The 13,365-nt window shown below is 48.1% G+C and carries 17 protein-coding genes; all 17 read right to left on the reverse strand.

Annotation, left to right across the window (positions count from 1 at the left end; all coding sequences use genetic code 11):
• Positions 1 to 12 precede the first annotated feature (12 nt).
• The gene (locus JCR24_RS11735; RefSeq protein WP_238980674.1) at positions 13 to 582 is read right to left on the reverse strand and encodes a sulfurtransferase TusA family protein; all 570 of its coding nucleotides are present in this window, start codon (positions 580 to 582) and stop codon (positions 13 to 15) included.
• A 21-nt stretch (positions 583 to 603) separates the two neighbouring features.
• Positions 604 to 900: a rhodanese-like domain-containing protein gene (locus JCR24_RS11740; protein WP_033015463.1), complete on the reverse strand. Its 297-nt coding sequence runs from the start codon at positions 898 to 900 to the stop codon at positions 604 to 606.
• Positions 901 to 912: 12 nt separating this feature from the next.
• A complete protein-coding gene (locus JCR24_RS11745; RefSeq protein WP_060788957.1) occupies positions 913 to 1,278 on the reverse strand; it encodes a rhodanese-like domain-containing protein in 366 nt (121 codons plus the stop codon).
• Positions 1,279 to 1,295: 17 nt separating this feature from the next.
• Entirely contained in the window at positions 1,296 to 1,778 is a 483-nt protein-coding gene (locus JCR24_RS11750) for a DsrE/DsrF/DrsH-like family protein (protein ID WP_015375138.1), read from the reverse strand.
• 51 nt (positions 1,779 to 1,829) lie between these two features.
• Complete coding sequence (locus tag JCR24_RS11755) at positions 1,830 to 2,057, reverse strand: sulfurtransferase TusA family protein (RefSeq protein ID WP_060788958.1); 228 nt, start codon at positions 2,055 to 2,057, stop codon at positions 1,830 to 1,832.
• A 103-nt stretch (positions 2,058 to 2,160) separates the two neighbouring features.
• Positions 2,161 to 2,421, reverse strand: coding sequence for a metal-sensitive transcriptional regulator (locus tag JCR24_RS11760; RefSeq protein WP_013145015.1), 261 nt, complete (start codon positions 2,419 to 2,421; stop codon positions 2,161 to 2,163).
• Positions 2,388 to 2,780, reverse strand: coding sequence for a hypothetical protein (locus JCR24_RS11765; RefSeq protein ID WP_020960182.1), 393 nt, complete (start codon positions 2,778 to 2,780; stop codon positions 2,388 to 2,390). The genes JCR24_RS11760 and JCR24_RS11765 overlap by 34 nt, the downstream gene beginning before the upstream one ends.
• 89 nt (positions 2,781 to 2,869) lie before the next feature.
• Positions 2,870 to 3,439, reverse strand: a complete 570-nt coding sequence (locus JCR24_RS11770; RefSeq protein WP_015375142.1) for a class I SAM-dependent methyltransferase — start codon at positions 3,437 to 3,439, stop codon at positions 2,870 to 2,872.
• Positions 3,440 to 3,580: 141 nt separating this feature from the next.
• Positions 3,581 to 4,708: an MBL fold metallo-hydrolase gene (locus JCR24_RS11775; RefSeq protein ID WP_069304336.1), complete on the reverse strand. Its 1,128-nt coding sequence runs from the start codon at positions 4,706 to 4,708 to the stop codon at positions 3,581 to 3,583.
• Between the two features lie 46 nt (positions 4,709 to 4,754).
• Positions 4,755 to 5,000, reverse strand: coding sequence for a glutaredoxin family protein (locus JCR24_RS11780; RefSeq protein ID WP_013145011.1), 246 nt, complete (start codon positions 4,998 to 5,000; stop codon positions 4,755 to 4,757).
• A 23-nt stretch (positions 5,001 to 5,023) separates the two neighbouring features.
• Positions 5,024 to 5,413 carry a DsrE/DsrF/DrsH-like family protein gene (locus JCR24_RS11785; protein ID WP_011231562.1) on the reverse strand — a complete coding sequence of 130 codons (390 nt, stop codon included), beginning with the start codon at positions 5,411 to 5,413 and terminating at the stop codon, positions 5,024 to 5,026.
• 394 nt (positions 5,414 to 5,807) lie between these two features.
• Positions 5,808 to 7,070: a glycoside hydrolase family 18 protein gene (locus JCR24_RS11790; protein ID WP_069304615.1), complete on the reverse strand. Its 1,263-nt coding sequence runs from the start codon at positions 7,068 to 7,070 to the stop codon at positions 5,808 to 5,810.
• Between the two features lie 394 nt (positions 7,071 to 7,464).
• Entirely contained in the window at positions 7,465 to 7,833 is a 369-nt protein-coding gene (locus JCR24_RS11795; protein WP_069304337.1) for a YidH family protein, read from the reverse strand.
• Positions 7,834 to 8,474: 641 nt separating this feature from the next.
• Positions 8,475 to 9,701, reverse strand: a complete 1,227-nt coding sequence (locus tag JCR24_RS11800) for an MFS transporter (RefSeq protein WP_069304339.1) — start codon at positions 9,699 to 9,701, stop codon at positions 8,475 to 8,477.
• A gap of 350 nt (positions 9,702 to 10,051) precedes the next feature.
• A complete protein-coding gene (gene cdr / locus JCR24_RS11805) occupies positions 10,052 to 11,695 on the reverse strand; it encodes a CoA-disulfide reductase (protein WP_069304616.1) in 1,644 nt (547 codons plus the stop codon).
• Positions 11,696 to 12,104: 409 nt separating this feature from the next.
• Positions 12,105 to 12,650 (reverse strand): ATP-binding cassette domain-containing protein, encoded by a 546-nt coding sequence (locus tag JCR24_RS11810; RefSeq protein ID WP_223813685.1) that lies wholly within the window; start codon positions 12,648 to 12,650, stop codon positions 12,105 to 12,107.
• On the reverse strand, positions 12,556 to 13,365 hold an 810-nt coding region (locus JCR24_RS11815; protein WP_238980675.1), incomplete at its 5' end, for a right-handed parallel beta-helix repeat-containing protein. The genes JCR24_RS11810 and JCR24_RS11815, both read right to left, overlap by 95 nt.

Below are 13,365 nucleotides of genomic sequence, written 5' to 3' on the forward strand. Positions count from 1 at the left end.
AAAGGCCGCTCATTACGATTGAGCGGAATCAAGCGGCCCGTTCCATTGCGACATGCCTGGAATGACGTTGCGCACACGGTCAAATCCGTTTTCGGCCAGCTTTTGCGCGGCCAAATCGCTCCGCGTCCCTGTGCGGCACACGACGTAAATCGTTTTGTCTTTCGGAAGCTCGGCCATCCGATCTTCAAGCTCCCCAAGCGGAATCGAAACGGCGCCCGGGATATGGCCAAACGCATACTCCGCCGGTTCGCGGACATCCAAGACAAACGAATCAGGATCGTGAAGTTTTTCTTGCAATTGTTCATTCGATACGACATGAGGGAATGCCGTTTCTTTGCGTGTTTCACTTTCTGCTGCCTTGCGGATATAATGTTTCAAAACCCCATTTTCTTCAATTGTTCCTACATATTGATGCCCTGTGCTTTCCGCCCATGCTTTGATATCGGCTTTGGATCCCTTATCCGTCGCCTGCACTTCCAGCACTTGACCCGGTTGCAATTCATTGATCGCCTTTTTCGTTCGAACGATCGGCATCGGGCAGGACAGTCCTTTCGCATCAACGGTCATATCAACTTTAATCATGAACGAATCCCTCCTTACAGCTTATTCGACAGGCCCTTCCCAGGCGAGCATGCCGCCTGTCATGTTGATGACGCGGTAACCGCGGCTGTCAAGAAACTCCGCGGCACGGCCGCTGCGGCCGCCGGAACGGCAGACGAGAATGTATTCCTCATTTTTGTCCAATTCATGCATGCGAAACTCGATCAAACCGAGCGGAATATTGACCGCTCCTGGAATTTTGCCCGCAGCGACTTCCTCCGGCTCGCGCACATCGATGATATGAAGCGATTCTCCCGCGCGAAGCCGCTCTTCTACCTCTTTTGGCGTGATCGTTTTCATCATCATCCTCCTCTACTGCCAGGCGTTTAGGCCGCCTTTGACGTTCGTCACGTGCTGAAATCCCATTTTCTTTAACAGTCGGCTTGCTTTTTGGCTTCGCATCCCGCTTTGGCAAATGACAATCACTTCTTTCTCTTTCGATAGTTCGTGAGCACGGGCTGTCAATTCGTGCAGCGGGATGTTCCGAAACCCTGGCAGATGGTAAGACTGAAACTCCAAAGGGGTGCGCACATCAATATATTGCACCCCGGGTTCTTTCAACCGGCGTTTCAATTCCGCCGCCGTCATCATCCGCACCCCTTTCGGCGGGATGAAGCGGCTGGTGAGAAACCAGACAAGCAAAACAAACAGGATGATGTTGAGGATCATTTGCGACATAGGATTCCCTCATTTGATTAAATGAATAAGTTCACATTTCCTTCCGACGCATCAGCCAAATACGCGGCGACGCCAGCAAACTCAACGCCATCGATCAATTCCTCCGGCTTCAGCCCAAGCAAATCGACTGTCATTTGGCAAGCGACGAGTTTCACGCCTTGCTCCTTCGCCATCTCGATCAACTGCGGAAGCGGCATGGCGTTATGCTTTTTGATGACCTTTTTGATCAACTTCGGGCCGATGCCGGCAAAATTCATGCGCGACAGCCCCATGCGGTCCGCGCCGCGCGGCATCATCTTCGCGAACATCTTTTCAAGAAACCCTTTTTGCACTGGAACCGACGCCTCTTTCCGCAAGGCGTTCAGCCCCCAGAACGTATGAAAGATCGTCACGTCATGGTCGTAGGCAGCGGCGCCGTTGGCGATGATGTAAGCCGCCATCGCCTTGTCATAGTCGCCGCTGAACAAAATGATCGTCGTCTTTTTCTTCGGCTGTGTCATCTGGCTGCCTCCTTCCCTTCATACCTGTATGGGTATAAAAATGTGCACACATTATCCTTTTTGGATCCAGAACATCAACACACCGTTGTCTTCTTTCATCTCAAGCACCGTATGGCCGCTCGCTTTCGCCCATGCCGGCAAATCGTTTTTCGCCCCTTTATCGGTCGTTTGCACTTCCAGCACTTCTCCCGACTGCAATTCGTCCATCGCTTTTTTCGCTCTCACCACCGGCATCGGGCAAGCCAATCCTTTCGCATCCAATACTTTCGCTACGTTCATGAATGATGACCTCCTTCACAACAGATTTTTATTACAATTACCCCTATGGGTATATTACTACAAGAAAAAGAACGTTGTCAACACCTTTTTGTTGAGCAACGCATTAACGGCTTTTCACAAGCAGTTCCACTGCTTCTTTGACAAGACTGTCTGTGCTTTCCCCTTTTTCCATGCTTTCACGAAGACAATGTTCCAAATTGGTGCTGACGATGACGGCAATGGCGCGGTCAATGGCATTGCGCGCCGCCGACAGCTGGGAAACGACGCTCTTGCAGTCTTTCCCTTGTTCCATCATGCCAAGGACGCCTTTAATTTGTCCTTCAATCCGTTTTAAGCGGTTTTTGATCTCTTTGTTATATTCCATCGGCTCGTTCGCCCCCTTTCTTGACAATCGCAAGCCGTGATCGAATAGCTGTTCACCTCATAGCCATAGCGGCGCAACAGGCGGATGCCGACGTTTTTTTCGATGTCATCCTGAACGATGATATGAAGCGGCTTTGGCGGAATATCCCGCGCATGCCGTTTCAAATACGCCACCGGAATATGCAACGCTTGGCCAAATATGGAGCCGTTGCTTTCATTATAATCGCGCAAGTCAAGAAGAAGCAAGCCGTCCGGCACCTCTTCTACCGGAAGGCATGGGATATGTTTTACAGGATAGTAGCGTCGATACAACGCCACGGCGAAAAGAATGAGAAAGAAGAACAAAGTGGCGACGATCAACGATTCACCCCCTCTATTCACCTTATGCACGATCATTATATACCCTATATGGTATGATAGCAACAAGAAAGATTTTCCCCACCCGTTCGTTATTCCCAGCGAATCAAAAGACCATAGACAGCCGGGTGAAAACGGACAAGTTCCACGTTGCCCGCCTTTTGCTTCACATAGGAAAACAGTTCCTCCGACGGAATCCGCTCATGGAGCGGCGGCCCCATTTCGCTTTCCATCGTCTCCCATTCGATCAACAGAAACTGCCCGTTTGGCCTCATCACACGGCGAATTTCGTCAAGGGCGGCTTCTTTTTGTTCCACCTCATGAAAGACAAATGCCATGATCCCTTTGTCCACCGAATGCGAAGGCAAGGCGGTCGAAGCGACATCCGCCACCCGATATTCGATGTTGGTGACCGCTAGTTTCGCGGCTCGCTGTTTTAGCAATTCAATCATTTCTGGCTGCACATCGACCGCATACACTTTTCCGTTTGTCGCCTGCGCGAGAGGAATCGTGAAATAACCATTCCCGGCGCCAAGATCGACGACCGTGTCATCCGGTTTCACGGACAACATCGAAATGACCCGTTGCGGGTCGATCCATTCCTTGCGCTTCGGATCCAATAATCGTTCAGCATGTTCGTAATGAAAACGATGCCCTGTCATCTTTCTGCCTCCTATTCCATCACTGTGATCATAGTATAATACGCATGCTATCCGTTTTCAAACAACTTCCGAAAACACCGTCAACCCGCCGCAACCGAAAAAGAAAAAGCCGGCTTGAAGCAAACGCCGGCTTCCCTGGCTTTACCGAACGGCACAACGGTTTGGACCGATCTCCATCTCTCTCTGCTCTTCTTCTGTTGGATTGAGTTTCCCCATATTCGTCTGGCGAATTTCCCGATAGGCATTCGGCTGCGGCGGCAAGTTTTCGGTGACAGTGCGGCGAAACTCCTCATCACCTGAAATATTCAAACCGTGGTTCCGTTTATAAAGCACACCGAGCTGTTCGGCGACACCGCCGTCCTCATTCATTTCCTTCGGCCCCATATAGTGCGCCGGCAATACAATCAAATCATCTGCAAGCTGTTTGTAACGGCGGTAAAGCGTCTCCCGCAGATCATCGACCCAGTCTTGCGCTTTCCCAGCCAAATCCGGGCGCCCGATCGAGTCGATGAATAAAATATCACCCGTTAACAAATATTGATCGTCCACAATAAACGATGTGCTGCCGATCGTATGTCCCGGTGAATACAACGCTTCAATCACGACATGGCCGACGCGGATGCGGTCGCCATCTTGAATCGGTGTGTAGGTAAACGTCACCTCTTCCGCGTCTTTCGGTGGCAAGTAATACGTTGCACCCAGTTCTTTCGCCAACTTGCGCCCGCCAGAAATATGGTCGGCATGCAAGTGCGTATCGAGCACATGCTTGATTGTAATGCCGTGTTCGTTCGCAAAACGGACGTAAGCATCCGTCATGCGGTTCGTATCGATCAACGCCCCCTCGCCGTTCGATTCGACCAGATACGAGAGACACCCTTTGCCGAGGCGGACGAATTGGTAAATCGTTCCTCCGCTTTTCAGCTCGCCGATTTTCACTGGTTCCAAATGCTCGCTCCACGCCTTCATGCCACCTTCGATCGAATAAACGTCCGTATAGCCCGCCGCTTCCAACTGTTCTGCCACAAACTCCGACGAGCCGCCCTTCGCGCAAACGGCATAAATCGTTTTGCTTTTATCTTTTGGCAAACGGTCCAAATATGGTTCAATGCCATCCAACACTTCAAAATACGGAATATTGACGACCTCGACATGTCTCCCTTCAATCCGCCAGTCAGCAAAATCTTCGGGGTTGCGAGCGTCCACAATGAACAGCTCCTCACCGCGAATGATCTTATTGGCGATTTCTTTAACCGAAATCGTTTTTGCCAACGATATCCCCTCCTGATCTCATAGTTTCGTCAATGGTCCGTTATTCTCAACGATGATTCGCCTGATTCCACAATGCCATAATGGCATCCGGATCATACCCGAGCACCCAGCGGCCGTTAATCTCGATTTGCGGCACGCCCATTTGCCCGGTCGTTTCCACCAGCCTCCGCGCCGCTTCCGGATCGAGCTCGACATTCACTTCCTTAAACGGAATCCCTTGGGCGCGCAAAAAGTTTTTCGCCATGACACAATACGGGCATGTCGTTGTTGTATAGACAGTGACTTGTGCCATATTCTCCTTCCTCCTCTCCCTTATTAGAAGGCCAATGTAATATCGGCGTCTTTCGCAAACTGCAGGAACGTCGCCGCCCCCGCCACCTCAATACCATCGACGAATTGGTCTTTGTCAAGCCCCATGACATCCATCGTCATTTGGCAAGCGATCAGCTTCACACCCATCTCTTGCGCCATTTGAAGCAATTCGGCAATCGATGGAACGTTCGCTTTTTGGAACCCTTGTTGAAAGTGCTCTTTCCCTTCAGGAATCGGCAATTGTTTGTGCGCTTCTTTATGGATGAGATTCAACCCCTCAAACGTGAAAAACACCCCGACCTCCGCGTCTGCCGCCGCAGCAGCTGTCGCGATGTTGAAGACCTTGTAGGCATCAAACAACCCGCCGTTTGCTGCAATAATCGCCACTTTCATCGAAAACAACCTCCTTGAATCTTTTCGTAATTATGTTTGAGTACTTAACTCAATTCTATACATACATGTTGCCCAGACTTATACATATACATGTATGTGTATTACACTAACCATGTTATCGAATGCTTTTTCGTTTGTCAACAAAAAAGCAGCGTTGTTTTCGCTGCTTTTTCAGCGCATCCCCATATTCCCCTGTATCCAATTCCACAGTCACTCACGTTGATGCTCCAAAGAACCGTCCACCATAACCCCTATTGAGACACGAACTAAGGCGATGGCTATAAACACTTTCCTTACGAACGGTAAAGAAAACAGCCACCTGTTTTCTTTACTTCTTGCCCATATTACTTCGTTCCATTTTCACATCACCATCAACACTACTTCGCACGATTCATTACACTTTGATTACTGTAAAAAACTTCCTTAGGAGCCACGGCCCTGGCGCAAATCTTAACTTCAACTCCCATGCCCCAACGCCTGCAATCTGATATTGACGAGCCAATTTCATTTTCTGCCCCATGCTTCTGACATCTTCAAACCATACCTCATGGATATTTCCCAGCTCATCCTTATACCGGAAAAACGGCGATTCATATTCAAATGAATACTGAATGGGCGATTGATACCGCATAGCAGTTAAAACCGCCTCTTGGTTGGAGAGAGCATCCGCCAATGTCCCAGGCTGGTACGGAATGATCCAATCGTATCCATATAACGGGAGTCCGAGCAAAATTTTTTTTCGGGGCACACGCTCGATAGCAAATTGAAGAGCGGATTTCACCTCATTAATCGGAGCGACTGGACCTGGCTCACTTGTTAAATGGTGCCAATCGTATGCCATGATAAACATATAGTCGACGACCGCGCCAATGCCGCCGTAATCGTAGCCTTTGAGCCAAGGAATCTCCTCGCTTGTTTTCGCCGGAACGGCGATCGTCAAAACATATCCAGCCGGTTTTAACCGATCGCGTAGCTGACGCAAAAATCCAGTAAACAAATCACGATCCTCGCCGCGAATTTGCTCAAAGTCAATATTGACACCACCATAGCCCTTTCGTGATACTAAATAAAAGATGTTCTCAACCAAATTCGCTCTCGCTTCCGGATTGTTCAGCACTTGGCTTGCCAGTCTCGGACTAAACCCTTCCGATGTTAGATTCGTCACTACCGCAATGGGTGTGACACGGTTTTGCCATGCTGTTTCAATCGCTGCGGCGTCATCCTGCATCGTGACAATATCGCCATTGGGCGCGAAACGATATTCGAACAAAGCGATGTATGATGAATACGGAGCAAAATCCCGCACGAACATCCGATCTACGTTCGGTTCGCGGAGAATATAATAGGCTAACGTTATGGCTCGATACCAAGAAATATCAGGAATAGAAATTTTCATTCCTGGATACATTCTATACGGATTCACTGTCGGGTTGGCCGACCGCAACTGTTCGACCGTCACAAATGCTTTCCGTGCGATGGCGCTTAGCGTGTCCCCTAGCTGCACTGTATACGTATAGCTGGGAACAAGCAATGCTTGACCAGGAACAATATTCGTTTCAACTAAGCCATTGACAAGGCGCAGACTTTCCAGCGGATAATCGTATCGCCTGCTGATTGAAAAAAGCGTATCTCCAGGTTGAACAGTGTGAATAAACACGATCATCCCTCCATTGAATCAACAAAGCTTCGGCGCCGGTATGATAAATATATATGCTTATTGCCCGCAACCGCACCTTGTCTTGCCATCTTCTGCCCCCATCCATGTATGTACACTGTCCCCCCATTGCGGCACGTATGATGCCACTGAATCGTTTCTCCTCTTTTTTTCTTTTACTGGACATTGCCCCCCTTCTTCCTCTCTGTAAGGCAAGTGAGGGACGCCTTGTATCGCGGACTCCTCCTTGTATGTAATCTCCAGTACATCCTAGTATGGATTTGATTGAGCGAACCACGACAGTCAATTGCTGTTCTTTTGTTTTATTCTCATTTGCTTACGCGCTACTCTTAACCCTAAAACAGGGCAAAACAAAAAGCGGCAAACAAGCCGCTGGTTACAGCAAAGTGAAGAAATAGTAGCCAAACAATCCGGTGATCAGCAACAACAAGGACGCCAAAAACCAAATAAGCGGGCGTGACGGCCGGAACGTTTGTTCATTAATTTGTTTGGTCTTCATGACATAACTAATGGTGGAAAACACAATCGTGCAGATGGAAATGACCACGGCCAATGCTCCGATCAATTGGACAATGGCCGTGGACAATGCGTTGCTCGTTGATTTTTCATGCAAATTGATCATTAAAAAAGCAATTCCAATAATGGCAATCGAGGTGCGAATCCAGGCGAGAAACGTCCGCTCGTTCGCCAAGTGTTGCTGAATATATTTGGAATCCTCTGTCGTTTGCCGTTTTTCCTCTCTCATCATCTCTTCCCCTTTATATATCTACGCTGGTGTTTATTGGATCGATTCCATATAGTTCACAATCCAGTCATAACTCATCGGTCCAATCATTTTTTCCGTATGATCCCTTTCGAATCAATGAGATAGCTTGTCGGAACGCTTGAGCTTGGTATTGCCGGGATACCCCTCCTTTTTCATCAAGATATTGAACCAACATTTGTCCAATCACACTGGCCGTCGCTCCCATCAGCACAAAAATGATGCTAAACCCACCGATAAATGCAAGGGAGCGGATGAGAGGATCTCCCGTTTTCCAACTTGAATCCTGTCTTCCGCTATTGGAGTGCCTGTTAAATGGGCAAATAAGCAGGAACGAGCGGAAAAATGCAAGGAGAAAAGAAAGAAAATGTTCCTGCAACGAATGCGAAGATCATTGACATATGAATTGCCCCTTTTTCATTCAGGCGCATTTCAAGAAAAGAACAACACACTGTCAACCAACAGCAATCATATATACTTGAATTGTTCGCCTGAACCCGTCCAAACAACACACCAAAAATATCGACGTTGGCGGCCAACCAGGGAAGATGAAGTGGACATGGCGACTCACCTTTTAGGAAAGTTGCTGAGCTTTTCTTCCGAACGGGCATGACATCACTTTGTCACTGTTTCAAAGTCTCATCCATCCTCATATGTGAATAGACCCCTGCAAGAAAAGGCACCAAAGCCACGATCCCGATTGCCCATGTCACTCCTAATAAATCTGCTATTACCCCTGCAACGAGAGCCCCGAACGCATAACCGCTATCTCTCCAAAAACGATATACCCCCATGGATGACGCGCGCCAATTCGGTGATGCAACATCCCCGATCGCGGCTTGCAAAGTTGGGTAAACCATTGCTGTACCCAAACCTAAAAAAATCGCACCTAAAACCCATAAAGAAAAACTGTTAACGAATAAAAGAAACCAAAGAGAAAAGGCTTGTACCCACATTCCATAGGCAATTAGTTTTTTTCTTCCAATTTTATCACTCAATGCTCCCGTAAACAGCTGAAAAAATCCCCATGCCGCTGGATATATAGCCACTATTGTACCGATTTCACTCACACTTAATCCTACGGCAGAAAAATACAAAGGAAACAGCCCCCAAGCCATTCCATCTTTCAAATTTGTTGCCAATCCAGAAAAGCTAATACTGGAAAGATTTTTATCCTTCCATGTTGTCAAACTAAATATCTCTCTAGAGGATAAGTGATGATCCGCCGTTGTTGTGCCATTATCCCGAATTTGAATCTTTAGATGCTGTTCAGTATCCTTCACAATGGAAGATAATAAAATTCCAACAACAGCAATACCGATTCCTACATAAAACGGTTCCGGTCTTAATGAATAGAAAGAAGCAATATATCCTGATACCGCTGCCATGATGGCGACACCAGAGTACCCCGCGAATTCATTTAAACCTACTGCCGTTCCTCTTTGATTCGCTTTGGCAATGTCGATTTTCATATTCACCGTCATTGACCAAGTCAGTCCTTGGTTAATGCCCAATAAAATATTTGCCATTACAATGACCCACCACGCATGGGCGTAAATCGTAAGAATAGGCACAAAGAAACCAACAATCCAACCCAACAAAAGAACTCGTTTTCTGCCAAATTTATCAGCAATTTGACCTGCAAAATAATTTACGATCGCCTTAGAAAAACCAAAACTAATGATAAAAGAAAGAGCAGCACTTGTAGAAGCCAAACCAAACTGTTTCTCACTTAATAATGGCAGAACGGTTCGCTCAATCCCTACCATCGATCCAACAAACAAATTGATAACGACTAATAAAGTAAATTGAAACAAGTTTTCCACAATTCCAATTTTCCGTTCAACCAATGACTTTCACCTCTTTTGGTTAACAATACGTCAAGTTTTCCAGTTGCATTGAGCCTGTATCTCCGCTGTTCACTTGAACCCGTCCAAACAATCCGCCAAAACCAATACCCACCGACGCCGGCAACTAACCAAGCGAGCCAGCCCGTGCGAATTAACAAAGGCCCTACTGCTATGACATCGCTCATGTTCTATACTCCTACCATCGGAGACTTTCAGACGATGCATCATCTCTTATATAACTACCCCTATAGGTATATTAACGAGCTGTTTATATGTTGTCAATTTTGTGGGCAAAACGGTTTGTTTGAATAAAAAAACGCCTTGCCGTGTTGGGCAAGACGTTCTATTCTTTACTGTTTGACGACGGCGTATAACCGGTAGCCGCCATCTACATTGATCGCTCGAAATCCGTGCTGCCTCAAAATCCTAGCAGCGATATATCCGCGCAGCCCGACTTGGCACGTTACATAAATCGGTTTTTCTTTCGGAAGCTCATGCAAACGGTCACGCAATTCGTCCAGTGGAATGTGAATCGAACCGCGAATCATGCCGCGCGCCGTTTCTTCCGCCGTGCGAACATCGATCAACACGCCCCCTTCTTCCACAATCCGATCGATTTCATGCCACTGCACCGTCTCAACAAGCCCGTCCATGATGTTGGAAGCGACATATCCCACCATATTGACTGGATCTTTCGCCGAAGAGAACGGCGGTGCGTAGGCGAGCTCTAAATCCGGCAAATCTCGGACGGTCAATCCACCTTTGATTGCAGTGGCGATCACATCGATCCGTTTGTCGACTCCCTCTTTTCCGACCGCCTGCGCGCCGTAAATGCGCCCTGTCTCGCGATTGAAAATCAATTTGAACGTCATCGGCTCGGCGTTTGGATAATACCCAGCATGGCTGAGCGGGTGAATGTGCACGACTTCATACGAGATGCCGAGCGCCCGCAACATTTTTTCGTTAAGGCCTGTCGCCGCGACCGTTAGTTCAAACACTTTCGCAATCGATGTTCCCAACGTGCCGCTATATTTCACATCAAAGCCATGAATATGGTCTGCAACAAGCCGCCCTTGCCGGTTGGCCGGCCAGGCGAGCGGCACGAACGTTTCAAAACCATGAATATAATGTCTCACTTCCACCGCATCGCCAATGGCGTAAATCGACGGGTCGGACGTCTGCAAATGTTCATTCACTTTGATCGTACCGCGAACCCCTAATTCCAAACCGGCTTCCTTGGCTAAGCGGCTTTCCGGCTCGACACCGATGGCCAAAATGATCATATCCGTTTCGATCGCACGTCCGCTCGTCAAAACAACACAGCGGCCGCGCTCTTCTATCGCTTGCACCCCGTCTTCTAGCAAAAGCTCCACTCCATGTTCCCTTATATGGTCATGAACCATAGCAGCCATTTCATAATCCACCGATGCCATCACTTGATTGGACCGTTCGACCAAAGTCACCTTGATGCCGCGTCGGACTAAATTTTCCACCATTTCCACCCCGATAAACCCGCCGCCGATCACGACAGCGCGCCGCGGTTTTTGTTCGTCAATATACGTTTTAATGCGGTCTGTATCTGGCACCGTGCGCAACGTAAACAACACTTCCGCCTCTTCGATTCCCGGAATCGGCGGCACAATCGGCTTCGCTCCCGGCGATAAAATGAGAACATCGTATGTTTCTTCGTACTCTTCCCCCGTCTTTACATTCCGAACAGAAACGGTTTTGCGGTCGCGATGAATGGCTGTCACTTCGTTCAACGGACGGACATCCAACCGGAACCGTTTAGACATCCCTTCTGCGGTTTGCACGAGCAGCTTGTTCCGTTCCTCAATCACACCCCCGATATAATAAGGCAGGCCGCAGTTGGCAAACGAAATGTATTCGCCGCGCTCAAACAGGACAATGTGATCTTCTTCACTTAATCGGCGAAGGCGCGCAGCTGCTGTCGCTCCTCCTGCCACTCCGCCGACAATGACGATTTTTCTCATCTTCATCGTTCCTCCCTTGAAAAATGATGTTGTTTCATCCATCCCCTTATGGAAAGTTTTTGCAACCGATACTTTTCACCAACATATACCCCTATATGTATAATAACAGCCACAAAGACCGTTCACAGTGATATTTATCACATTTTTGCCCGTTTTCCCGATCTTCTTCATTCTTAAAAGGTTGGTGATTTAACGAAAAATGCGGCTCAAAAATGGCGTTTCTCAAATTGAGAAGCCTTGTAAACCCTGCTCCTCTCTTTAATCGAGAACCATCGATTTAGGGGAAATGATTGTTTCTTCACCGTCCTTCTAAACACAAACCGAAAAACATCATTGGCACAGCGCCCACCGCACCACCAAAACGCCTGCTCAACAAATTGCGCCGCACCGATCCAATCGATTCGATCATTCATTGTCGGTGCAAAGCCAACAGCTGCAACACCGTTTGTTCTTTCGGTCCACAAGTTGCGGTCTCGATTCGATGGACGATAGCCCCATTTTTCATAAATACAATGACATCCCCGACATCTGCGGCCACATCCATCATATGTGTCGAAAAAATAATGATCGTCCCCTCATTTTTTCTCTGTTTCAATATATCGATAAACCGATCAACCCAAAACGGATCGAGACCGTTTGTCGGCTCATCAAGAAGCAATAACGCCGGATTTCCTAATAACGCCTGACCGAACAACAACCGCTGCCGCATTCCTTTTGATAAATGCTTGATCCATTCCATTTTTTGCGCTTCCAATCCTATGTCGTGAAGCGTTTCTTCCACCTGTTCTCGCGTGACTTTTCGCAATGATGCATAAAACGAAAGAAATTCCCAAACGGTCACCATGGGGGGCGCATGGAACTCATCCGGCATGTATCCGATGTGCGAAATGTATTGCTTTCGATTCATCCGCAAGGAAACACCGTGAAGTGTGACCGTTCCATCTGTCGGCGGCAAAATGCCCGCTAAAAATGTTGTTTCGCAGCACGATGCGATTCGAAAACATGACATGAATGCCATAGCGGGCATTGTAAATGTGATTGCCGCTTAGTACGTTGTTATGGCTGTTTTCCATGTAAATTCCGTCTTTTACTCGCTCAATCGCCGTATAATGAATCACGTTTTGCGTCGATTCCCATAGATCAATGCCATTGCCGCTTTTCCCGCCTTGAACAGTGCAGTGAACAATGGTTGTATGATGCGCGTGATCAAGCTTGACACCTTGCTGATTCGTCAACACGCGCACACCGTCAATCGTATGATCATGTCCGGTTATGTAAATCGCCGGCATATCAGGCGCATCACCACATTGCACCACACGAATATTTTTGAGCACAACATGCCGGCCGTATATCGCAATGACAGGAGACTTGCGGCACGAACGAATCGTCACCTCCCCAATCCCTTCCAACGCAAGTGGTTTCGATAATACGATCGCTTCATCATAGACGCCGCTCGCTAGCCTCACCACCCCATACTCCGGCGCTTCGTCGATGCGGGCTTGAACGGTTTCTTCCGCACGCGCCGGCAACGGAAAGACAAGGAGCAGCAATAGGACAAGCAGCCAATGATCTGCAGTGTGAGTAAAATATTTGTGGGTGACATTCCGAAATGATCCCCGACGAGGGTTGCGAACTTTTGTTCGCGACGCTCGTCGGGGCCACCAAGCGAA

This window comes from Geobacillus sp. YHL (assembly GCF_022341265.1).
GTDB classification, from domain to species: Bacteria; Bacillota; Bacilli; order Bacillales; family Anoxybacillaceae; genus Geobacillus; species Geobacillus thermoleovorans.